The sequence below is a fragment of the Stenotrophomonas sp. TWI602 genome (assembly GCF_039674045.1).
Classification (GTDB): domain Bacteria; phylum Pseudomonadota; class Gammaproteobacteria; order Xanthomonadales; family Xanthomonadaceae; genus Stenotrophomonas.
Genome location: NZ_JBDJMT010000001.1, coordinates 381,719 through 402,496, shown reverse-complemented (window position 1 = coordinate 402,496; position 20,778 = coordinate 381,719). Strand labels below are relative to the sequence as shown.

The window sequence follows — 20,778 nt, the reverse complement described above, 5'->3', positions numbered from 1 at the left end:
CGCTGCTAGATCAGCACCTGCCGCGTGCTGCGAAGAAACTGATGGATCTCCTTCTCCACCGACTCATCCAGCATGTAGACCGGACGCTGGCCGTTGGGGCAACGCAGGCTGGGGGTCGTCCCGAACATGCGGCAGATCAAGGGGCGTTCTTCGTAGACCTCACAGCCCTGCTTGCCCAGATAGGGACAGCTCAGCTCCGCCAGCGCGGCAGCGTGCTCGGCATCGCTCTTGACCGGCAGCCGCGCCACTTCCTCACTTGAGGCGGTGACCGGGCCACAACAGTCCGTACACCCCACGATGCAGCGGAAGGTCGGGATCTGCTCGCGCAGCCGCTGGATCGCGTCGCGGGTGGTGTATGGCATTGCGATGGGCCCTGGAACGGCGTCGGCGGTGTGCCATTTTAACGCGTTGGCGCAGTGTTCACGCCGACAGGGTCGGTGGGCCGGCTTGCGGCCACCTGAACGCCGCGGGCGCGCCGCTTGAATCTGTGGCGGACAGACGCATTGAACCAGAGCGCCCGCGGTTGGGCGCTCTCAGGAGAAATGCATGCCGCACCATGAAAAGGTCGCCCTCGCCGGCGTCATCGAACACGTGTTCGCGCACCGCTTCACCCTGATCTGCAACGATCAGGCGTATCTGGCAGACCTCGGCCCCAAAGGGGCAGAGGCGTTTGCGCTCAAGGAAGGCGTTGCCGTCAGGCTGGAAGGGGAACAGCGTCCGTCGGAAATCAAAGTGGCCCGTATCGCCAGGAAGGGCGGCAGCTTTGTAGAGGTGGAGCACAAGAAGCCGCATCACGGCCCCAAGCATCGTCACCCGGAGGGGCCGGCGGATCCTCGTGTCGCCGTGGCCGCAGTGAAGAAGGATGGCTGGACGCCAACCGGCGAACCCGCGCGCAAGCCCAAGCACTTCGAAGTGCTCGCACGCCGTAAGGGTGGCGAGTGGACCGAGCTCCATGTGGACTTCTCGGGTGTGATCTACAAAGAGAAGCACGCCGACCCGGAGAAGTGGGGGCTGTAAAACCCGGTCGGTCTGAAGCACATGGTACCCAGAGCCCTGGAGATTCCGGGGCTCTTCTGCGTGTGGCGCCACACGACCATCACAGGCGGACGCGCATAACATGCGCGCCCCACCGGCATCGGGGCTGACCCAGCGAGCATCGAGCCAACGCACGTGAACCCACCTCCCCCTGCCCCCTTGCCCGTGCGCTCGGCTGATCGCGCGCTTGACGCCGTGAACTTTTTCCTGGCCGATGTCCGCGATGGATTGGGGCCGTATCTTGCGATCTACCTGTTGGCCGTGCACAAATGGGACCCAGCCAGCATCGGCCTGGTGATGACGGTGGCGGGACTCGCTGCCCTGCTGGCGCAGACGCCGGCAGGCGCGCTGATGGATCGGGTCAACGCCAAGCGGGCCACGGTCGTCATCGCTGCCCTTCTGGTCACCGGCAGTTGCGTCGTGCTGCCGTGGATCACCTCGTTCACGCTCGTGGCCGCGACCCAGGCTGTCAGCGCCGTCGCGGGTACCGTCTTTGCCCCGGCGATCGCGGCCATCTCGCTGGGCATCGTCGGGCCACGGGCGTTCGCGCGGCGCATGGGTCGCAATGAGACGTTCAATCACGCAGGGAACGCCGTTGCGGCGGTCCTGGCCGGGGGGCTGGCGTACATCGGAGGCCCGGTCGTGGTGTTCTACCTGATGGCCGCACTCACCCTGGCCAGCGTGGCCGCGGTGCTGATGGTGCCGGCCAAAGCCATTGACCATGAGCAGGCGCGCGGATCGCCGGCCGCACCGGAGCGACAGCCGGGGCCATCCTCCTTTGGCATGCTCCTGCGCGACCGTACCCTGCTCATGCTGGCAGCGTGCTGTGCGCTGTTCCACCTGGCCAACGCGGCGATGCTGCCCCTGGTCGGTCAGAAACTCTCCCATACCAACCCTGCGTTGGCCACCACCTTGACGGCGGCGTGCATCGTCGCGGCACAACTGGTCATGGTGCCGGCCGCGATGCTGGTCGGAACACGGGCCGATGTGTGGGGACGCAAGCCACTGCTGTTGGCCGGCTTTCTGATCCTGCCGATCCGTGGCGTGCTTTACCCACTGTCCGATGCGCCGGCATGGCTGCTGGGCGTGCAACTGCTGGATGGCATCGGTGCGGGTATCTTCGGGGCGCTGCTCCCCGTCATGGTCAGTGATCTGACCCAGGGAACCGGCCGATTCAACGTCACGCTCGGTGCAGTCTCGACGGTCTTCGGGCTGGGTGCTGCGCTCAGTCCGGGCTTGGCCGGGGTGATCGTGCAGTCCGCTGGGTATGATGTCGCGTTCCTGACCCTGGCGGCGATTGCAGCCCTGGCCTTCGTGCTGGCAATGGCCATGCCGGAGACCCGACCTCACACAGGCCGCGCTTCCACGGTGGCAGCACCGACGGACGCGACCTGACGCCAGCCACTGCGTTATTCCTGAGCCATGCATGCACGTCCCCACAACCTCCCTGATCATCTGGATGGTGACCGCCGTTGCCACCAGCGGTGTCATCTTTCGTCCTTGGCGGATCCCCGAGTATGTCTGGGCACTGGGCGCTGCCGTGGTGCTGGTGGCGACAGGTCTGGTGCCCATCCCCACTGCCATCGGGGCGGTGGCCGAAGGCGGCGACGTCTACCTGTTCCTGATCGGCATGATGGTGCTGGCCGAGCTGGCGCGTCACGAAGGCCTGTTCGACTGGCTGGCCATGTATGCCGTCCAGCACGCCAAGGGATCCGGGCGGCGCCTGTTTGATCTGGTCTTCCTGGTTGGCACGCTGGTGACCATTTTCCTGTCCAACGACGCCACCGCCGTGGTGCTCACACCGGCGGTTTACGCGGCCTGCAAAGCGGCCCGCGCCAATCCACTGCCCTACCTGTTCGTCTGCGCCTTCATTGCCAACGCAGCCAGCTTCGTGCTGCCGATCTCCAACCCCGCCAACCTGGTCGTGTTCGGCAGCCACATGCCCTCGCTGCCTGAGTGGCTGCGGCAGTTCAGCCTGCCGTCGCTGGCGGCGATCACCATGACGTATCTGGTGCTGCGCCTGGCTCAGCGCCGTGAGATCGCGCACCCCCTGGCGGAGCGGATCGAGCACCGCGCCCTGTCCGAGGGCGGTCGCCTGTGCGCCATCGGTGTCGGGCTCACCGGCATCGTGCTGCTGGTGACCTCGGCGATGAACGGCCCGCTCGGCGTGACGACCTTCTGCGCAGGTGCGCTCACCTTGGCGGCGGTTCGCCTTCGCCAGCGTCGCAGCCCGCTGCCGATACTGCGTCACGTCGCCTGGGGGGTGCTGCCCCTGGTGGCTGGCCTGTTCGTGCTGGTCGAAGCCGTTGCCCAGACCGGGGTGATCCGCACGGCGGCGCACGCATTGGATGCGCTGGCACGGACCTCGCCTTCGGAAGCCAGCTGGGTGGCAGGGATCGCGGCAGCGGTGGCGAGCAATCTGGCCAACAACCTGCCCATCGGGCTGGTGGCCGGCTCGCTGGGGCAGATGGCGGAGCTGCCGGCGCAGACCCGCGCGGCGCTGCTCATCGGTGTCGATCTGGGTCCGAACCTGTCGGTGACGGGATCGCTGGCGACGATGCTGTGGCTGGTCGCGCTGCGTCGGGAGGGCGAGAACGTCAGCGCGCTGCAGTTCTTCAAGCTGGGCATGCTGGTGATGCCACCGGCATTGATCGCGGCGTTGCTGCTGCTCTGATGATCGCGTGGCGTCGCGGCAATGCCGTGACGCCGACACGCTCAGGCGGCTTTAGGGGTCCACTGGCGCAGCGTGGCGGCTTTGAGCGACTGCTCGCCGCAGCCGGTCGGGCAACGCAGTACCCGCGCGGCCGAGGTACTGACAAAGCCAGCGCCTTCCTGCGCCTTGAAGATCACCTCACACGACAGGCAGCGCGCCACCATCGAATACAGGTGGACGATGCGGCCGCTGCAGGGGTCCTGCAGCGCGCTCACATCCAGCAGGTCGAAGTGGCAGCTGTCGGGCATCGCGCGACGGGGGAACGGAAGGGAAACGGTCGTCTGCAGGTTCACGCGTGCCAGCCTCGATGAAGTGGCACCCACTTTAGTGAGCCCGCTGTGGAGCGTGCGTGCACTGGACGACCGTGTCGTGTGATCAGAGCGTAGCCTGCGCCTGCAGCGTGAACACCCAGCTGTCCGGGCGGCTCTCATACGCCCCGGGACGGGCTACATACTGCACCGCAGGCCGCAGGATCAGCCACGGAGTGACCTGCACACCGTAATTGAGCTCCACGAACTGCTCGTTGCTCTGCACGTCCTTGCCGGTGATGCGCTGGTACTGGGCAAGGCGGTCGGAGATGTCCAGCCGGGTCCACGCCAGGCTCAGCACATCATCCTCGCGGGATGCCACCACACCGCGCCAGCTCAGGCCGGCTTCCCACGAGTACCGCATGAGGCCGGTCCTGGCATCCGCACGCGTGGCCACGCCGAATACCGACAGACCGCGCACGGTGTCGCCTTCGGGCTTCAGCACGCGCTGCGCCAGCTGGATGTACGAACCGCTGCGATGCGACGCGCGCGGTGCGGCCGGATTGCCGATGTCGTCCGCGTTGGACGTGTCCAGGTAATAGCCGACCTTGTAGGTGCCACCGTAATGCTCGCCGGTGTTGCCGTGGCTGTAGCCCACTTCCACGGGCAGGAACAGGCCGGTCTTGCCACGGTCGGACACGCGGAAGCCACTGCCCTCCTGCTTGCGCATCGGCACGACATCGTAAATGCCGGTCTGTGCGTACCAGCCCGAGGGATCAGCCCACTTCACCCGCAGGCCCCACTGGCCGGTCGGATTGTCCAGCCAACCGGAGCTGTAGATCGGGCCCAGCGGATGACCACACTGGCCGTTGTTGTTGAAATTGCAGGTGTACGGCAAGCCGCCGAAGTCGTTGCCCATCGAGTAGAAGCCGCCCTTCAGGCTCAACCGCTTGTCCAGCAGCCAGCGCTCGTAGGAGAGCTCGTTGAAGCGCAGGTTCTGCCCTTGGCCATAGAACGCCTGGTTCTGCACGTAGGAACCGGTCGAGCGGTCATTGACCGCATTGCCGAAGCGGTCGGAGAACACCACCCGCATCGTGCCGTCGAAACCGAAGGCCTTGCCGGTATCGATCATGGCACCGAAATCAACGTGCTCGGCGGTGGACCAGCCGGTGCCCTTGTAGCCGTCGCTGTTGACGCCCGTAGCGATCACGATGCGGGCGCTCGGGGTCACGCCACGGTCCTGCAGCCAGATGCGGGCCGCCCAGTCCGCACTGAGCGGTGTCTGGGCAATGGTGTCCACGGTCTTGGGTTTGGGGACCTCTGGTTCAGCCGCCCATGCCGGCAAGACGGCCGCGGAGGCCATCAGCCCGAGGCTTACAACGAAGGAGGTGCGCTTCATGCCGAAGCCCTCCGCTGCTTGCGCCTGGTCCACGCGCGTCGCACCAGCAGGATCACCACCACGAAAGCCGCAAGCCCCAGGATGAGCAACGGTAGCCACAGGCGCGCGATCTTGGCCAGCAGCGGCTTCTCACCGCCGTCGCGGATCAACGCGACCTGCGCTTCGGTGACCTGGTCACCCGGGCCGAAGGTGGTCCGCACGTACGTGGCGACGGCCGCGATGTCCGCGTCACTCAGCGCCTGCACGTACGAGCCCTCGGAGAAATGCGGCATCAGTACATGTTCGCCATCCACTTCGCGGTCGATGCCGCCGATGATGGTGGCGACCAGATTCTGTGGCCGGACCATGCCCACGGTGCTGTTGTGCACCAGCGACGGGTAGTAGCCGTCGTTGCTGCCCTCGCCACGCGAGCCATGGCAGCTGGCGCAGAGGCCGGAATACAGCACCGCACCCGAGGCGATGGGCGCGTCCGTGCCGCGAATCGCGGGCTCGCCCGGCGCCGTGGCGGCATCGCCCCAGGCAAAGGCCGCGCGGGTGGCGTCCTTGTCGGCCACCGCCGGCACCGTCCGCAGATAGGTCACGATCGCGCTGATGTCTTCGTCGCGCAGTTTGGAAAGGCTGTTCGTCACCGCCTCGGCCATGCCGCCACCGGCCTGCCCCTTGCCTTCAGCTCGGCCGGTCTTCAGGTACTGGGCCAGTTCGTCATCGGTCCACCCGCCGATCCCGCTGATCGGATGCGAGGTGATGTTGGGCGCGTACCAATCGCCCAGCGAACCACCGGCAAAGGCCTTGCCGCCCACTTCCTGCATCATCAGGCCGCGTGGACTGTGGCAGCTGGAGCAGTGCGCCAACCCTTCCACCAGGTAGGCACCCCGATTCCACTGGGCACTCTGCGCCGGATCAGGTTTGAAGGGGGTCTTGTCGAGGAACAGCAGATTCCACACCGCCATGGACGAGCGCACGCTGAAGGGGAATGGCAGTTCGGTGGTACGTGCCTCCTCATCGACCGGGGCGACCGCCTGCATGAAGTAGACGTACAGCGCGTGGATGTCCTCGTCGGTCAGCTTGGCGTACGAGGTGTACGGCATCGCCGGATACAGACGGGCACCATCCTTGCGCACGCCCTCCCGGACCGCCTTGGCGAAATCGGCCTCCGTGTAGTTGCCAATGCCGTGGGACGTGGACGGGGTGATGTTGCTCGCCCAGATCTCACCCAGCGGCGAGGCGATCGCGTAGCCGCCGGCGTAGGGCTTGCCCTGCTTCGGGCTGGTGTGGCACGCCACGCAGTCCGCGGCCACGGACAGGTAGCGCCCACGTTCGACGGCGTCGTCGGCGCGCGCGGTGTGGCTGACGCCGGCCAGCAGGCCCAATGCGATGAGCAGGAAGGTCTTCATGCCGCACGCTCGATGGCATCGGCCGCGCGCAGGGCCAGCGCGGCCATGGTCAAGGTGCTGTTGACGACGCTGGCCGAGACCATCGCGCTGCCACCTGGGAGCCACAGGTTCGGGTGATCATGCGCGCGGCAATCGCCATCCACCACGGAATCGCGCGGGTCCGCGCCCATGATGGTCGAGCCCATGATGTGGTTGTTGGCATTGAGCGCCGTGGTGATCACGAATTCTTCGGCGTTGAACAGCTTGCCGATGTGCCGCAGCTGCTCGCAGGATTTGTCGTAGCCCTTGCGCGCGTAGTCGCCCAGCGAGTAATGGATGTCCGGGCACGCCAGGCCGTGGCCATCGACGCGGGTCGTGGACAGCGTCAGGCGGTTGGTCGGGTCGGGCAGCGGCTCCAGGCTGATCGACAGGTCCACGCCGTAGATCGCGCGCCGTCGGATTTCCGCGTCCAGCGCCTCACCGGCCAGCCCCATCTTCAACGCCTGGTCGGTGGCGATCGCCACCCGGCTGATGTTGTTGAGGATGATCTTGGTCGCCGAATACTCCGACCGGAACGCGCCATCGCGTGGCCCGACCATGCAGCTGGACTGCGCCGGGCCACGCCCCAGCCAGATCGGGCGGTCCGCAATGAAGGAGCAGTGGAAGCCGGAGTGGTCCAGCATGTTGCGCCCGACCTGGTCGGACGAATTGGCGATGCCGTTCGGGTTCTGTTCGTTGGCAGCGAGCAGCAGCAGGCGTGGCGTTTCCAGCGCGTTGCAGGCGATCACGAAACTGCGGCCGGTAGCCTTGTGGCTGACCTTGTCGCTGTCATACCAGTGGATGGCGGTGACCCGGTTCTGCGCATCGGTGTCGATTTTGTACGCTACGGCTTCGGCCAGCACCTTGGCGCCCAGCGCTTCGGCAGCATGCACGGTATGGACGCCGTTGTACATGGCGCCGATCGGGCAGATCGGCTGGCAGTTGTTGTTGCCACAGCACGCGGGGCGATCATTCCAGGGCTTGATCATGCGCCCCTGCGGAATCGGCACCAGGTTGTAGCCGTGCGGATTGACTACCTCGGCAAACACCTTGTCGCCGTTGCCCCACGGAATCATGTCGGCCAGGTACGGCCTGGAGCGCTCCGAGGGGCTCTGCTGCGCGGGGTCGTTCGGCCCGGAGACGCCCATGGCCTCTTCAGCGCGGCAGTAGTACGGCTCGATGTCCTCGTAGCTGATCGGCCAATCGCGCCCGACCCCGTAGGCGGACTGCATCTTGAAATCGACCGGCAGATGGCGCCAGCAGGAGGCAGCCCAATGCCAGGTGGTGCCACCGACTGCCTTGATGAAGCCCTGATGGAAGCTGCTGGCATCGGGGCCGGTCAGGCCGACGTAGTCGTTGGCGGGGAAGTACAGTGGCGCCGTGGCGAATTTCGATTGCGGGAACGGCCCTTGGAAATCGCTGCCGATGCGCCGTTCGAAGCTGACGTTGCGCCAGTTCTCGACCACGTCGGAACGGTTCAGACGGGGGCCGGCCTCAAGGACCAGGACCGATTTGCCGGCGCGCACCAATTGGTGGGCGATCAATGCACCGACAACGCCCGAACCGACGATCACGACGTCGGCATCGGCGTCGCCATCACGGAAAACCGGAGCTTTCATGGGAGGGGTTCCAGATCGATAACAGGGAAAAAAGGACCGCGCAGGCTCAGGCGTGGGCGCGAATCGGGGCCGGCGGCTCAGCGGTCCACCAGGCGGGGCCACCTTGGGCGTAGGTCGGCGGTGAAAGACCGTCATCCACGCAGCGCTGCATCAGCGCATCGCGGTAGGACACGGTCACGGCATGCACGCCTTTGCCAACGGTGCCCGTGTACCACGCGGTGATGATGGCCAGGGCCGCGGGCTTGGCATCGCCAGCGGCCGCGATCAGCGCCTGCGCGCCACTGACCTGTCCTGCCAGGGTGACCAAGGCGGGGAACTGCGCATGCAGCGCTGGCTGAAGGGTGGCAAACGCCTGTTCGATCCGGTCGGCCGTGGCCGGGTCCAGATCGGTCTTGCCGGTCAGGGCATGAGAGAGGTCGAGGAAGGCGGTGTCGGTCTTTGCCGCAGGCAATGTGGCAGCCGGCGCTGCCACCGCAGGCGCTTTGTCACGGCAGGCCGCGAGCAGCGACACCGAACCGACCGCAAGAAGGAAGCCTCGTCGTGTGAGGCCCTGCCCCCGACGACGCCCGTCCAATCCCTCGGGAATACTCATGATGTGAACTCTGCTCCGTAACACGCCGGCTCCCCGCCCGTAGACCACGGAACGGCTAAGCATCGACGGCGGCAAGGGTACTCCATGCGGTTGTCGTCAAAGAGTGATCAACGGGGTGATCACGCATCGCCAACGGCGTCGGCGCTACAAACCGGATTCGTCATCACTGCAGGAGAATCGCCATGCGAATCGTGTTGTTGAGTGCCCTCGCGACCCTCGCGCTGTCGGCCTGCAGCCAGGATGAGCGTAACGAGCAAGGCCAGCATGCCGATGCGATCGAGCAGCCTGCCGCCGCGACGGCGCCTGCGGGTGGTGAGGCCGCGCGTAACGTGCCCGGGGGTGGCAGCGGCACGGCGGCCTCCGAGGAGCAGGACTCCGGCCATGGCACCGAGAGCTCCGCGGAGCCGAAACACGCAGCGCCGCCGAAGCCGTAGCACGTCATGACGCCACTCGATAAACCACTGCGCCGGGAAGTCCAGATCGGCGACGAGACCTATACGCTGACCATCGATCCAGACGGGATGAAGCTGGTGTCCAAGGGCAAACGGAACGGCCTCACGTTGAAGTGGACCGAGCTGGTGAATGGTGACGCGGCGCTGGCGACGGCGCTGCAGGCTTCGCTCCAGGTGCGCTGAAGCCCCCAGGCCGGCGGCAACCAGCTGCAATGACCCCCATGGCCATCTGCACATCGGGCTGCATGGGTGCCGCCTGATCAGCACCAAATCCCAGGATCAGGGACAATAGCCTCCCACCGTATGCCCCGGGCTGCTGGCGGATGCCCCCTCAGGGGCCGTCGCGCGGCGCCCCATGCCCGTCATCCTGCCGCTTTTCCCGGATCTGAATTGAATACCACCGCCCTGCCCCTTGCCGACGACGACCTGCCCCTGACCGACCGCCTGCGCACCGCGCTGGACCTGCTGGAGGCCATCGAAGCCGACCGCAGCGTGCTCGATACGCTGCCCGAGGCTGATCGCGTCCGCCTGCACCAGGTGGTGGCCAAGGTGTATCACCCCGAGCCCAAGGCCCGCCGGGCCAAGCTGAAGCAGCAGGCCAAGGCGCGGCATCAGGAAAAGGTGGCCAAATCCGAGGCGCTGCTGGCGCAGACCGGTATCCGCGCCCTGCGCCGCAAGCCGGTATTCAGCACCCCGAACTACTTCCCGCCGCACGCGGCCGGTCTGCATGACGCCTCCAACGGCGAGAATGCGGCAGCCACGCCGGAACCGGTGCATTCCCCGGAACTGCGCCACTGCTACGTGTGCAAGCAGAAGTTCACCCAGCTGCACCACTTCTATGACCAGATGTGCCCGGCCTGCGCCGAGCTGAACTTCGTCAAGCGCACCGAGACGGCGGACCTGACCGGGCGCGTCGCGTTGCTGACCGGCGGCCGGGTCAAGATCGGCTACCATGCAGGCCTGAAGCTGCTGCGGGCCGGTGCCGAGCTGATCGTGACCACGCGCTTCCCGCGGGATTCGGCCGCGCGTTACGCCGAAGAGCCGGACTTCGGCGTGTGGGGCCACCGCCTGCAGGTGTACGGCCTGGACCTGCGCCATACCCCGAGCGTGGAGGCCTTCTGCAACGAGCTGCTGGCCACCCGTTCGCGCCTGGATTTCATCATCAACAACGCCTGCCAGACCGTGCGCCGACCGCCGCAGTTCTATGCGCACATGATGGCCGGCGAAACCGCCGCGCTGCATGAGGTACCCGAGACGCTGCGCAAGCTGATCGGCGATTACGAGGGGCTGCGCAGTGCCGAACTGCTCGGCACCACCGCCTCGGCCGCGCTGCCGGTGGTCCAGGGGCGCGATTTCAACGCCGCCAATGGCCTGACCCGTGCCGCCGAGCTGTCGCAGGTGCCGCTGCTGGAGGACGAGCTGGTCGCCCAGCAGCACCTGTTCCCGGATGGCCGGCTGGATCAGGACCTGCAGCAGGTGGATCTGCGCGGTCGCAACTCCTGGCGCATGCTGATGGCCGAAGTGCCGTCGGTCGAGCTGCTGGAAACCCAGCTGGTCAACGCCATCGCGCCGTTCATCATCAATGCGCGCCTGAAGCCGCTGATGCTGCGCACGCCCGAGCGTGACAAGCACATCGTGAACGTCTCGGCGATGGAGGGGCAGTTCTACCGCAACTTCAAGACCACCCGCCACCCGCATACCAACATGGCCAAGGCCGCGCTGAACATGATGACGCGCACCTCGGCGGCCGATTACCAGAACGACGGCATCCACATGAACAGCGTCGACACCGGTTGGGTGACCGACGAGGATCCGGCGGACATCGCGGCCAAGAAGGTGAAGGAAGAACGCTTCCACCCGCCGCTGGATATCGTCGACGGCGCCGCGCGCATCGTCGATCCGATCATCCACGGGTTCAACACCGGCGAACACGTCTGGGGCCAGTTCCTGAAGGACTACGCGCCCACGGACTGGTAACTGCATCCGGAACCGCGTTCGGTGCGTATAGAGTGGACAGCGGGCCGCTTGCGCCCGGCCCCCAGTCGATACGAAATGAGCCCCCCACCCTCCCCCCTGGATGAAAGACGCGCGGTGCTTTGCGCCATGCAGGTCGACGGCGTGGCGTCGTTGCCCGCGCTGGACCGGATCACCGCGCTTGCCGGCTACACGTTCAACGCGCCGGTGGCCTTCGTCTCGGTCCTGGGGGATGTAAAGCAGCGCTTCATTTCCCGGATCGGTCTGCCCATGGCGCAGACCGACATCCGCTCGTCGATCTGCGCCCACGCCGTCACCTCCGGCGGCGTCCTGGTCGTCCCGGACCTCGAGCAGGATCCGCGTTTCCGCGACAACCCGCTGGTGACGCACAGTCCCCACCTGCGTTTCTATGCGGGCGCGCCGCTGGTGGCCAAAAATGGCGTGGCCATCGGTGCGCTGTGCGTCATGGACACCCGCCCGCGCACCTTTGACGAGCGGGATCAGGAGCAGTTGGCCACTCTGGCCGAGCTGGTGATCGCGCAACTCGAACTACGCAACCTCTCCGGCAACCTCGACCCGGTCAGTGGCCTGCCCAGCCGGCACCAGTTTCATACGGATCTGCCAGGCGTTCTTTCGCGCTGCGCGGAAGGGACGGCTTACGCCGTCGCGGTGGACGTGCTGGATATTCCGCGTGCCAGCCAGGTCGGCCAGGTGTTGGGCCTGCGCCCGTTGGAAGCACTGATCCGGCGTGCCGGCGTCCGGCTGCGCACCGCGCTGGAGGACGTGGCGACCGTGTACCACGTCGGGGTGACCCGGTTTGCCTTCGTGGTCGAGATGCCGACGGCAGGCCACGTCGAGAGCCTGGTCCTGGAGCTGAGGACGCGCATGTTGCGTCCGTTGATGGCCGCCGCCGTCCCGATGTCCCCCCGCTTCCATGCGGGTATCTGTGCGGTCGATACGGATGAGCAGGACAGCCATGACCTGCTGCGGCGGCTGCTGGTGAGCATGCAGGGCGCGTTCGATGCGCGGCAGCCATTCTGCTGGTATTCCGCACAGCGCGACGAGAAGATGCACCGCGCCTACCGTCTGGCCTCGGATGCCGAACGCGGCCTGCAGAACGGCGACTTCCATCTGGACTACCAGCCGCGCTTCACCCTTGACGGTCGGCGCCCGGTCTCGGCCGAAGCGTTGATCCGGTGGAACCACCCCACCCTGGGGCCGATCAGCCCGGGCGAGTTCATTCCGGTTTTCGAGCGGACCGCACTGATGGATGAGGTGACCAACTGGGTGCTGGACACGGCGCTGGATCAGGTCCGGGCGTGGCGCGCCCAAGGGCAGGACATTCCGGTCTCGATCAACCTGTCCAGCAGCTATCTGTCCAATGCCTCGGCCTGGCAGGACATCCGCAGCAAGCTTGAGCACAGGGCGCTGCCGTTCTCGATGATCGAACTGGAGATCACCGAAGGCGAATGGCTGCGTCCGGGGTCGCCGGCCATCGGCCACATCGCGGCGATGGCACAGGCCGGCATCACGGTGGCGATCGATGACTTCGGCAGTGGCTACAGCAATTTCAGCTACCTGTCCGACCTTCCCATCCACACCGTCAAGCTGGACAAGTCACTGGTCGATGGCATCGCCAGCAGCTCGCGCGCCCGCGCCAAAGTTTCGGCCATCCATCATCTTGCGCACGAGCTGGGCTATCTGACCGTGGCCGAAGGAGTTGAGCAGGAGGCGCAGATGGACGTGCTGGCAAACATGGGGATCGACGAAGTTCAGGGCTACCTGCTTGCCCGGCCCATGGCGCCGGCCGCGGTGATGCAGGTGTTCGAACAGGCCGCGATCACACCGCGCCCCGTCAGAGTTTGAACACCTGCTGCAGCTTGCGCGCGAACCACCCGCTGAAGACCAGCGGCGCATCCAGCGCTGACACACAGATGCACGCCACACCGGGGGTGGTCACGGGCTGATGCTCGACGTCGCTGTCCAGATCGGCCACATCGCCGGGGGCGAAATGCCCCAGGGAATCGTCATAGGCGCCGCGGAGAATCTGGGTCAGCTCGCTGTTGCCATGGCTGTGCATGGGCAGGCATTTGCCGGGGGCGATCTTGAGCATGATCAACGAGGGGTGCGCCGGTGCACGGATGCAGTGGACACCCGGGGCCATCCACCGCCATTTCAGCGAGCGGTAGGACGTCCCGAAATGCGGTGCCAGCGCGGCCGGCAGTTGATCCGGATCGTGACCAGCGGCGCTGCGGGCCACCGTTTGGTCATGCACGCCACCCGCAGGCGCGGCAGTATCCAGGCGCTCCAGCATGGTCTGCCGCAGTGCGGCCTGGCGATCCTCTGCCGAAGGCGGCGACAACTGCTGCTCCAGCAGCAGTCCGCCCACCCGTTCGGCCGAGCGCAGGTGCTGCCGACAGTGCGCGCAGGCTTCCAGGTGCGCGGCAGCGACCACGGACATTTCCGGCGCCAAGGTGCCGGTGGCAAAGCCCAGGACGGTGGTCGGGTCCAGATGGTGACGAGGGTTCACTGCCGCTCTCCCATCAAGGACTGCAGCTGAAGAAACGCACGTCGGATATGGGATTTCACAGTGCCCAGTGGCATATGCAGCTCGTTGGCGATCTCGGCGTGGGTTTTTGCTTCGAAGTAGGACATCCGGATCAATCGGGCCTGCGTTGCGGAGAGTTCGTCCAGCCGCTGCTTGAGCCTGACGTGCTCGGTATGCCGTTCGGCCAGAGAGCCACCGCCATCCTCTTCCTCCGCCGCCTGCTCGACCACCTCATGGGCATGCACCCAGATATGTTCGCGACGTACCCGGTCGATATGCAGATTGCGCGCCACCCGGTAGAGCCACGTGCCCAGGCTGCTGCGCGCCGGATCATAGAGCTCGGCCCGGTTCCACAGTTTCAGCAGCACTTCCTGGGCCAGATCCTCGGCCACGCCATCGGGCGCCCCCAGCCCACTCAGGTAGCGGCACAGGCGCGGCATGAAATGATCGTAGATGCGCATGAAGCACTCCCGATCGCGCGACGTGGCGACGCCGGCCATGTCGGCCGCCCAGGTTTTCAGCTCCGGGCCGGGTTGAGCGGGAACGGCAATCATCCGGGCTGCCTCGAAGGGCGTCATCCTGGCGGTGGACGGGTCAGTGTCCATCGTAGGCGAGTTCCGGCAGATCGGGGACATGGGCTTCATGGACGTGTGTACGGACGGCCGCGCGGTTTGGATGCAGCCGCTACCGGACCCGGCACCGCGGCCGGGCCAGAGGCGCCACTGTCGATACACCGGCTGCTGATATAGTCAGCCGAGCATGGCGGGCACGGTGCCCGTCCACGAATCGCAGGGAGTGGGTCATGGGTCTTCGTCAGGCAGTGGCAGGGGCAGTCGGTGGCGCTCTGGCCGACCAGTGGAAGGATTTCTACACCGTGCCGACGGGCCTGCCCTCCACGGCAGCGCTGTTTGCGGCGGTGCCGCGCGGCACCAATGCCGGTCGTGGCTCCAACACCAGCGCCTCCTCCAACATCATCACCAACGGCTCGAAGATCGTCGTGCCCGAAGGGTACGGCCTGCTGCTGTTCCAGGACGGCGCCATCACCGGCTTTGTCGCCGAACCGGGTGGCTATGAATGGCGCTCGGATGACCTGAACTCGCAGTCGATCTTCGCCGGCGACGGTTTCGTCAGCCCGCTGATCAAGCAGAGCTGGGAACGCTTCAAGTTCGGTGGCCAGCCGGGGTCGCAGCAGGCGGCGTTCTTCGTCTCCCTGAAGGAACTGCCGGACAACCGCTTCGGCACGCAGTCCGAAATCTACTGGGACGATGGTTTCCTCGGCACGCAGGTCGGCGCGGTCACGCGCGGCTCGTACACCCTGAAGATCGTCGATCCGATCCTGTTCGTGAAGAATTTCGTACCCGCCAGCTACCTGCAGCCGGGCCAGGTGTTCGACTTCACCGATCTGGACAACGCGGCCGCCAGCCAGCTGTTCAATGAAGTGGTGGGCTCGCTCGCGCCAGCCTTCAGCCTGTATACGAACGACCCGGGCAAGGGCAACCGCATCACCAAGCTGCAGCAGGATTCGCTCGGCTTTGCGCAGAGCCTGTCCGCTGCCGTCGAGCAGGGCTACCAGTGGAAGTCCGACCGTGGCCTGGCCATCGTCAAGACCGCCATTGTCTCGATCGAGTACGACGCCAACACCCGCGAGCTGCTCAAGACGGTGCAGCGCGCCGATGCGCTGGCCGGCTCGCGTGGCAATTCCAACCTGCAGGCCAGTGTTGCCCAGGGCATCCAGTCGGCGGGCGAGAACGGCGGTGCTGCCGGCCTGGTCGGCGTGGGCATGGCCTCGGGCATGCTCGGGGTCGGCGGCATGCAGCAGCCGGTTGCTCCGGCGGCGGATGATCCGGTCGCCAAGCTGAAGAAGGCCAAGGAGATGCTCGACCTCGGCCTGATCACCCAGGACGACTACGACAAGCTCAAGGCCAAGGCGCTGGGGCTGTAAGACACCGAGCGCATCGACACCATGTCCGACCCCAAGATGCCACCGCCGATCCCGGCGGCTCCGCCACCGTTGCCGCCCTCTCCGGCGGCGCCGGTCTCCGGCCCGGGCTCGCCCCGGGAGGTCCCGCCGTTGCCGGGCAGTTTCCCGGTGGATCCGGCCACCCTGCCCCAGCCCATCCGCGATGAGGTGCAGGCCCCGGATCCGGTCGCGCTGGACACCGCCGCGGCCGAACTCAAGGACGGCCTCAACCGCTGCCCGAAGTGCGGCTCCAGCGATATCCGGCTCAAGCTGGGCACCGATGTGCTGGTCTGCCAGTTCTGCCGTCACGAATGGCACGGCGAGCGCGTTGAGGAGGCCTTCGGCTTTGGTGAAGGCATCGACCAGCTGCGCGGCACCGTCATCGCCTCGGGCGCGCGTGACATCGCCGCCGATACCGCCAGCCTGATGAGCTTCAAGTGCACCGGTTGCGGCGCCGAAGTCACGATCAATACCGAAAGCACGATGACCGCCCGCTGCCACTGGTGCCGGCATGTGTTCGGGGTCAACGAGCAGATCTCCAACGGCGCGGTGCCCGATGCGGTACTGCCGTTCCATATCAGCAAGGACGATGCGGTCGCGCGGATCCGCCAGTTCGTGGACAAGCGCCGCCTGTTCGCGCTCAAGGCGTTCAAGGATCAGTTCACGCCCGAGAATGTCTCCGGCGTCTACCTGCCCTACATGGTGGTGGACAGCAATGTCAGCGCCAGCGTCTCCGGCAAGGGCGAGATCCAGACGCGGCAGTACACCCGCGGCACCGAGAAGAACAAGAAGACGTATTACGACGCCGACGTGTACCAGGTGGATCGCCAGGTGGATTTCACCGTGGACGATCTCACCCTGGAATCCTCGGCCGAGCGTGGCAACCTCGATACGCAGACCAACACCAACAACATCATCAACGCGATCCTGCCGTTCGATACCAAGAACGCCCTGAAGTGGAACGCCTCCTATCTGGCCGGCTTCACCTCGGAAAAGCGCAACCTCGACGTGGAAAAGCTGCGCCCACGGCTGGAAGACCAGCTGCTGTCGATCGCCCGCGCCCAGGTGGAGGGCTCGGTACGCCGCTACGATCGTGGCGTGCGCTGGGAACGCGAGCGCGTGGATGTGCACGGGACGCGCTGGGTATCGATGTACCTGCCCGTCTGGCTGTACTCGTACCACCAGCCGGGCCGCAATGGCGGCATGCTGCACTACATCGCGGTGAATGGCCGCACCGGTGAAACCATGGGCAGCGTGCCGGTGCAGCAGTGGAAGCTGCTGCTGGCCGCGCTCACCACCGGCACGATCATTGAAGCCCTCGTTCTCTTCTTCCTGGTAGCTGCCTCATGAGCGATGACAGTGGACTCTGGCTGCTTGCCGCCGGCCCCGCCGGCGCGACGGCGTTGTACTGGGCGTTGTACCGGTACTACCGCAATACCGACAAATCGCATGCGTTCGAGCGTGATACCGCCATCGAGGCCAAGCCGGTCACGGGCGCGGACCGAAAGGTCGATACCGTGACGGGCACGCAGGAGCGACGCATCCGCGGAGACAACGTGGCGGCGTACCGCACGCGGGTACAGCGCGACAGGGACAGCCCCCCACCCTTGTGACGCGTCACGGACGCGGCTCGACGAACCCGGGCGGTATCATGTGGCGTCAGTTTTCCGTAGGACGCCCCCATGCGCACGCTTTATCCAGCGATCACGCCCTTCCTCACCCATCAGGTGGCGGTCGACGACCTGCACACCTTGTTCGTCGAGGAGTGCGGCAATCCTGACGGCATCCCCGTGGTGTTCCTGCATGGTGGGCCCGGCGCAGGCGTATCGCCGACCCACCGGCGTTTCTTCGATCCGTCGCGTTATCGCATCGTCCTGATCGACCAGCGCGGCAGCGGTCGCTCCACGCCGTTCGGTGAGCTGCGTGACAACACGACACAGCACCTGGTCGCGGACGTAGAAATCATCCGCGCCCTGCTGGGTATCGAGCGCTGGCTGGTGTTCGGTGGATCGTGGGGCTCCACGCTGGCACTCGCCTACGCCCAGACCCATCCGGAACGTGCAACCGGCATCATCCTTCGCGGGGTCTATCTCGGCCGTGCCGAAGAGAACCGCTGGTTCGCCGAATCCGATGGCGGTGCACGCTGGGTGTTTCCGGAGCGCTGGGCGCGCTACGAGGCACATATCCCTGAAGACGAACGCGGCGACATGATCGCCGCGTACTGGCGTCGTCTGGACAGTCCGGACCAAGCGACCCGCATCGCCGCCGCCCAGGCCTGGCTGGGGTGGGAAGATCACGCGGCCACGCTGGAACACGACGTCGATGCCGTGTCGGGTGATGACCCACTGCACACCCTGGCCAAGGCGCGCATCGAAGCGCACTACTTCCGCAACCACGCATTCCTCGAGCATGCGCAGCTGCTGCGCGATATCGACCGCATCCGGCATCTGCCCGGCGTGATCGTGCAGGGTCGCTACGACATCATCTGCCCGGCGCGCAGTGCCTGGGACCTGGCCTGTGCCTGGCCCGAGGCCTCGCTGCAGATGGTGCTGTCAGGCCACAGTGCGACGGAACCCGCCACGGCAGATGCGCTGGTGCGCGCGACGGATGCGTTCGCAGAGCGCCAGTAAGGAGGCGTCGTGGATTCGATCTACCTGATGGTGGCGCTGGGCGCCATCGTGGCGGGCTTCGTGCAGGGGCTGTCGGGCTTCGCCTTCGGGCTGGTGGCCCTGTCCTTCTGGGCCTGGGTGCTGGATCCCAAGCTCGCGGCCACCCTCTCCGTGTTCGGCGCCCTGACCGGCCAACTGCTGGCGGCCTTCACCGTGCGCCGCGGCTTCAATCTGAAGACCCTGCTGCCCTTTGTTCTGGGTGGGCTGGCCGGCATTCCGCTGGGCGTCTACCTGCTGCCCATGCTCGACATGAACTGGCTCAAAGCGATCCTGGGCACTCTGCTGGTGCTGTGGTGCCCGGCCATGCTGCTGTCACGCCAGCTGCCACGGGTCACGGCAGGCGGGCGCGCGGCGGATGGCGTGGTGGGGTTTGCCGGCGGCATCATGGGCGGCTTGGGCGGCTTCACCGGCACCCTGCCGACGCTGTGGTGCACGCTGCGCGGTTACGAGCGTGACGTGCAGCGCTCCGTGGTCCAGAACTTCAACCTGTCCATGCTGCTGGTGACGATGGGCACCTATGTCGGCACCGGCATCGTCACCCGCGAGATGCTGCCGATGTTCGCCATCGTGGCACCCGCCATGTTGATCCCGACCCTGCTCGGCACCCGCCTCTACATCGGCATCAGCGACCTGCGGTTCCGGCAGATCGTGCTCAGTCTGCTCACCGTGTCGGGGATCGCGTTGCTCGCCTCGTCGTTGCCGGCGCTGCTGGGCGGGCGCTGAGGCCGCGCTGCGACAACGGCAGACGGTTGCCGACGAAGTTGACCACGTTCTCCATCGCATCGGGATCGACATTGCTCAGCCCGATCACCACGTAGCCGTGGCTCGGCAGCACGATGAGCGCGGCGTTCGCACCGGGCGCCCCACCCTCGTGGCCATACTGATGCTGCTCGCCCTCGCCGCTCACCATGAAGCCGTAGCCGTACCACCCCTTGGTGTTCTGCGGTGAGGTGGCCGCGTCCAATGCCGAGGCCGGGATCAGCCTGCCACTGCGCAACGCCTCGGCGAACCGGAGCAGATCGTGGGCGGTGCTGTAACCGCCGCCCGCCGACGTACCGCGCAATGGCAGGGTCTTGGTCTCGCGCACCCACCGGCCGTCGCTCAGCGTGTAGGGCACCGCGCGGCCTGGCACCAGGGTCGCCTCGGGCGCCGATCCGGTGGCGGTCATGCCCGCCGGCCCGAAGATGTGCTGTTCGACGTAGGCGTCATACGACTGTCCCGATGCCGCCTCGATGATCGAGCCCAGCAGGATGTAGCCGTAGTTGGAATACTGGTCCTGGGTGCCCGGCTGGAAGGCCGGTGCCGCAGCACCATAGACCTCCCAGTAGTCGGCCAACGTCTTGAGTGATGCTTTCCGGCGTTCGAACGCCTCGTCGAAGATCTCTCCCAGGCCACTGGTGTGGTTGAGCAGCTGCCGGATCGTGATGGATGTCGCGACCGCCTGATGGGGATAGTCCCTCAGGTGGCGGGCAATCGTATCGTCCAGTGTCAGCTTGCCAGCCTCGGCCAACTGCAGGATCGCCACCGCGGTGAACATCTTGTTCAACGAGGCGAGCCTGAATGTCGTGGAGCTATCGACCGGAATGCCCTGCTCCCGGTCGGCCCGCCCGCCCTGCCACGCCATCTGCACCTTGCCGTCCTGCGCCAGTAGAAAGGTGCCGGAGAGCTTGTCCTGTGCTGCCAGCGTGTCCAGACGGGCACGGCTCTGCGCGATGAGCGCGGGCATCTCAAGGCGCGCGGGTTTGAATGCGTCGGGTATCTCCACCCCTTCCAGCTGCAGCGTCTTCAGGTACGGCCGGTTCGCAGGATCGATGGCCACGGTGATCAGGATCCCGCGATCGCTTGAGGTGCCGCGCACGATCGCGGCGATCGTATCGGGCGTATCGACGGTCCTGGTCAGTACGTCAAACGGGCCGAAGGTCTCGCGGATGTCCAGATACCGCTGCGCGGTGTGGTCGATCCCGTGGCTCGACAACACCGCCTGCAGCGCCTGGCTGTCACCGGCGTTGTAGGCCGCCAGCCAGCGGCGGAATATCTGCTCGGCCTGCGCAGGGTCGGTGGGCACCCTGGCCCAGGTCGAGGTACTGAAGAGAAGCAGCACCACCATGAGTGTTCTGATCAGCAACATCCTGTGCTCCTTTCCGCTGGGCTGCCACC

At 66.2% G+C, this 20,778-nt stretch carries 21 protein-coding genes; 12 read left to right on the top strand and 9 right to left on the bottom strand.

The annotated features are described in order from the left end of the window. Positions 1-5: 5 nt before the first annotated feature. Positions 6-362, bottom strand: coding sequence for a YkgJ family cysteine cluster protein (locus tag ABE483_RS01795; RefSeq protein ID WP_313218440.1), 357 nt, complete (start codon positions 360-362; stop codon positions 6-8). Positions 363-546: 184 nt separating this feature from the next. Between ABE483_RS01795 and ABE483_RS01790 the strand changes: the two genes are divergently transcribed. From ABE483_RS01790 to ABE483_RS01780, 3 genes are all read left to right on the top strand, one after another. After that, positions 547-1,017, top strand: a complete 471-nt coding sequence (locus ABE483_RS01790) for a hypothetical protein (protein WP_265308006.1) — start codon at positions 547-549, stop codon at positions 1,015-1,017. A 213-nt stretch (positions 1,018-1,230) separates the two neighbouring features. Then, complete coding sequence (locus ABE483_RS01785) at positions 1,231-2,430, top strand: MFS transporter (protein WP_346480962.1); 1,200 nt, start codon at positions 1,231-1,233, stop codon at positions 2,428-2,430. Between the two features lie 31 nt (positions 2,431-2,461). Then, entirely contained in the window at positions 2,462-3,709 is a 1,248-nt protein-coding gene (locus ABE483_RS01780) for an arsenic transporter (protein WP_346480961.1), read from the top strand. Positions 3,710-3,750: 41 nt separating this feature from the next. On the opposite strand, the gene ABE483_RS01775 is transcribed toward ABE483_RS01780, so the two are convergent. The 5 genes from ABE483_RS01775 to ABE483_RS01755 form a co-directional block, all read right to left on the bottom strand. Then, positions 3,751-4,041: a hypothetical protein gene (locus ABE483_RS01775; RefSeq protein WP_346462409.1), complete on the bottom strand. Its 291-nt coding sequence runs from the start codon at positions 4,039-4,041 to the stop codon at positions 3,751-3,753. A gap of 82 nt (positions 4,042-4,123) precedes the next feature. Further along, complete coding sequence (locus ABE483_RS01770) at positions 4,124-5,395, bottom strand: carbohydrate porin (RefSeq protein ID WP_346480960.1); 1,272 nt, start codon at positions 5,393-5,395, stop codon at positions 4,124-4,126. Further along, on the bottom strand, positions 5,392-6,789 hold the full coding sequence (locus tag ABE483_RS01765) for a cytochrome c (RefSeq protein WP_346480959.1): 1,398 nt from the start codon (positions 6,787-6,789) through the stop codon (positions 5,392-5,394). Before ABE483_RS01765 ends, ABE483_RS01770 begins: the two co-directional genes overlap by 4 nt. After that, positions 6,786-8,426, bottom strand: a complete 1,641-nt coding sequence (locus tag ABE483_RS01760; protein WP_346480958.1) for a GMC family oxidoreductase — start codon at positions 8,424-8,426, stop codon at positions 6,786-6,788. The genes ABE483_RS01765 and ABE483_RS01760 overlap by 4 nt, the downstream gene beginning before the upstream one ends. 46 nt (positions 8,427-8,472) lie before the next feature. After that, positions 8,473-9,018 carry a sugar dehydrogenase complex small subunit gene (locus ABE483_RS01755; protein ID WP_346480957.1) on the bottom strand — a complete coding sequence of 182 codons (546 nt, stop codon included), beginning with the start codon at positions 9,016-9,018 and terminating at the stop codon, positions 8,473-8,475. A 182-nt stretch (positions 9,019-9,200) separates the two neighbouring features. On the opposite strand from ABE483_RS01755, the gene ABE483_RS01750 reads away from it, so the two are divergent. From ABE483_RS01750 to ABE483_RS01735, 4 genes are all read left to right on the top strand, one after another. Continuing rightward, complete coding sequence (locus ABE483_RS01750) at positions 9,201-9,452, top strand: hypothetical protein (RefSeq protein WP_313209861.1); 252 nt, start codon at positions 9,201-9,203, stop codon at positions 9,450-9,452. 6 nt (positions 9,453-9,458) lie between these two features. Then, a complete protein-coding gene (locus ABE483_RS01745; RefSeq protein ID WP_313209863.1) occupies positions 9,459-9,653 on the top strand; it encodes a hypothetical protein in 195 nt (64 codons plus the stop codon). Between the two features lie 207 nt (positions 9,654-9,860). Further along, a complete protein-coding gene (locus ABE483_RS01740) occupies positions 9,861-11,447 on the top strand; it encodes an SDR family oxidoreductase (protein WP_346480956.1) in 1,587 nt (528 codons plus the stop codon). Between the two features lie 126 nt (positions 11,448-11,573). Then, a complete protein-coding gene (locus ABE483_RS01735) occupies positions 11,574-13,310 on the top strand; it encodes a sensor domain-containing phosphodiesterase (RefSeq protein WP_346480955.1) in 1,737 nt (578 codons plus the stop codon). Here ABE483_RS01735 and ABE483_RS01730 read toward each other — a convergent pair. Together ABE483_RS01730 and ABE483_RS01725 are read right to left on the bottom strand one after the other, a co-directional pair. After that, the gene (locus ABE483_RS01730; RefSeq protein WP_346480954.1) at positions 13,300-13,974 is read right to left on the bottom strand and encodes a ChrR family anti-sigma-E factor; all 675 of its coding nucleotides are present in this window, start codon (positions 13,972-13,974) and stop codon (positions 13,300-13,302) included. The two genes, ABE483_RS01735 and ABE483_RS01730, sit on opposite strands and share 11 nt — an antisense overlap. Continuing rightward, positions 13,971-14,597 carry a sigma-70 family RNA polymerase sigma factor gene (locus tag ABE483_RS01725; RefSeq protein WP_123729332.1) on the bottom strand — a complete coding sequence of 209 codons (627 nt, stop codon included), beginning with the start codon at positions 14,595-14,597 and terminating at the stop codon, positions 13,971-13,973. Before ABE483_RS01725 ends, ABE483_RS01730 begins: the two co-directional genes overlap by 4 nt. 197 nt (positions 14,598-14,794) lie before the next feature. Between ABE483_RS01725 and ABE483_RS01720 the strand changes: the two genes are divergently transcribed. The 5 genes from ABE483_RS01720 to ABE483_RS01700 all read left to right on the top strand — a co-directional run bounded on the left by ABE483_RS01720 (position 14,795) and on the right by ABE483_RS01700 (position 19,344). Beyond that, positions 14,795-15,934, top strand: a complete 1,140-nt coding sequence (locus tag ABE483_RS01720) for an SPFH domain-containing protein (RefSeq protein ID WP_346480953.1) — start codon at positions 14,795-14,797, stop codon at positions 15,932-15,934. A 21-nt stretch (positions 15,935-15,955) separates the two neighbouring features. Beyond that, complete coding sequence (locus ABE483_RS01715) at positions 15,956-17,302, top strand: TFIIB-type zinc ribbon-containing protein (RefSeq protein ID WP_313218460.1); 1,347 nt, start codon at positions 15,956-15,958, stop codon at positions 17,300-17,302. Continuing rightward, positions 17,299-17,565, top strand: coding sequence for a hypothetical protein (locus tag ABE483_RS01710; RefSeq protein WP_313209877.1), 267 nt, complete (start codon positions 17,299-17,301; stop codon positions 17,563-17,565). The genes ABE483_RS01715 and ABE483_RS01710 overlap by 4 nt, the downstream gene beginning before the upstream one ends. A 69-nt stretch (positions 17,566-17,634) precedes the next feature. After that, positions 17,635-18,582, top strand: a complete 948-nt coding sequence (pip, locus tag ABE483_RS01705) for a prolyl aminopeptidase (protein WP_313218462.1) — start codon at positions 17,635-17,637, stop codon at positions 18,580-18,582. 9 nt (positions 18,583-18,591) lie between these two features. Further along, positions 18,592-19,344, top strand: a complete 753-nt coding sequence (locus ABE483_RS01700; RefSeq protein WP_313209881.1) for a sulfite exporter TauE/SafE family protein — start codon at positions 18,592-18,594, stop codon at positions 19,342-19,344. Here the strand turns inward: ABE483_RS01700 and ABE483_RS01695 are convergent. Then, entirely contained in the window at positions 19,283-20,749 is a 1,467-nt protein-coding gene (locus ABE483_RS01695) for a serine hydrolase domain-containing protein (RefSeq protein ID WP_346480952.1), read from the bottom strand. The genes ABE483_RS01700 and ABE483_RS01695 overlap by 62 nt on opposite strands. Between the last annotated feature and the right edge of the window lie 29 nt (positions 20,750-20,778).

Excerpts from the sequence above, each read along its gene's own strand:
- ABE483_RS01795 (WP_313218440.1), bottom strand. The coding sequence starts at position 362 with ATGCCATACACCACCCGCGACGCGATCCAGCGGCTGCGCGAGCAGATC.
- ABE483_RS01790 (WP_265308006.1), top strand. The coding sequence starts at position 547 with ATGCCGCACCATGAAAAGGTCGCCCTCGCCGGCGTCATCGAACACGTG.
- ABE483_RS01780 (WP_346480961.1), top strand. The coding sequence starts at position 2,462 with ATGCACGTCCCCACAACCTCCCTGATCATCTGGATGGTGACCGCCGTT.
- ABE483_RS01770 (WP_346480960.1), bottom strand. The coding sequence starts at position 5,395 with ATGAAGCGCACCTCCTTCGTTGTAAGCCTCGGGCTGATGGCCTCCGCG.
- ABE483_RS01765 (WP_346480959.1), bottom strand. The coding sequence starts at position 6,789 with ATGAAGACCTTCCTGCTCATCGCATTGGGCCTGCTGGCCGGCGTCAGC.
- ABE483_RS01760 (WP_346480958.1), bottom strand. The coding sequence starts at position 8,426 with ATGAAAGCTCCGGTTTTCCGTGATGGCGACGCCGATGCCGACGTCGTG.
- ABE483_RS01755 (WP_346480957.1), bottom strand. The coding sequence starts at position 9,018 with ATGAGTATTCCCGAGGGATTGGACGGGCGTCGTCGGGGGCAGGGCCTC.
- ABE483_RS01750 (WP_313209861.1), top strand. The coding sequence starts at position 9,201 with ATGCGAATCGTGTTGTTGAGTGCCCTCGCGACCCTCGCGCTGTCGGCC.
- ABE483_RS01745 (WP_313209863.1), top strand. The coding sequence starts at position 9,459 with ATGACGCCACTCGATAAACCACTGCGCCGGGAAGTCCAGATCGGCGAC.
- ABE483_RS01735 (WP_346480955.1), top strand. The coding sequence starts at position 11,574 with ATGCAGGTCGACGGCGTGGCGTCGTTGCCCGCGCTGGACCGGATCACC.
- ABE483_RS01725 (WP_123729332.1), bottom strand. The coding sequence starts at position 14,597 with ATGGACACTGACCCGTCCACCGCCAGGATGACGCCCTTCGAGGCAGCC.
- ABE483_RS01720 (WP_346480953.1), top strand. The coding sequence starts at position 14,795 with ATGGGTCTTCGTCAGGCAGTGGCAGGGGCAGTCGGTGGCGCTCTGGCC.
- ABE483_RS01715 (WP_313218460.1), top strand. The coding sequence starts at position 15,956 with ATGTCCGACCCCAAGATGCCACCGCCGATCCCGGCGGCTCCGCCACCG.
- ABE483_RS01710 (WP_313209877.1), top strand. The coding sequence starts at position 17,299 with ATGAGCGATGACAGTGGACTCTGGCTGCTTGCCGCCGGCCCCGCCGGC.
- pip (WP_313218462.1), top strand. The coding sequence starts at position 17,635 with ATGCGCACGCTTTATCCAGCGATCACGCCCTTCCTCACCCATCAGGTG.
- ABE483_RS01695 (WP_346480952.1), bottom strand. The coding sequence starts at position 20,749 with ATGTTGCTGATCAGAACACTCATGGTGGTGCTGCTTCTCTTCAGTACC.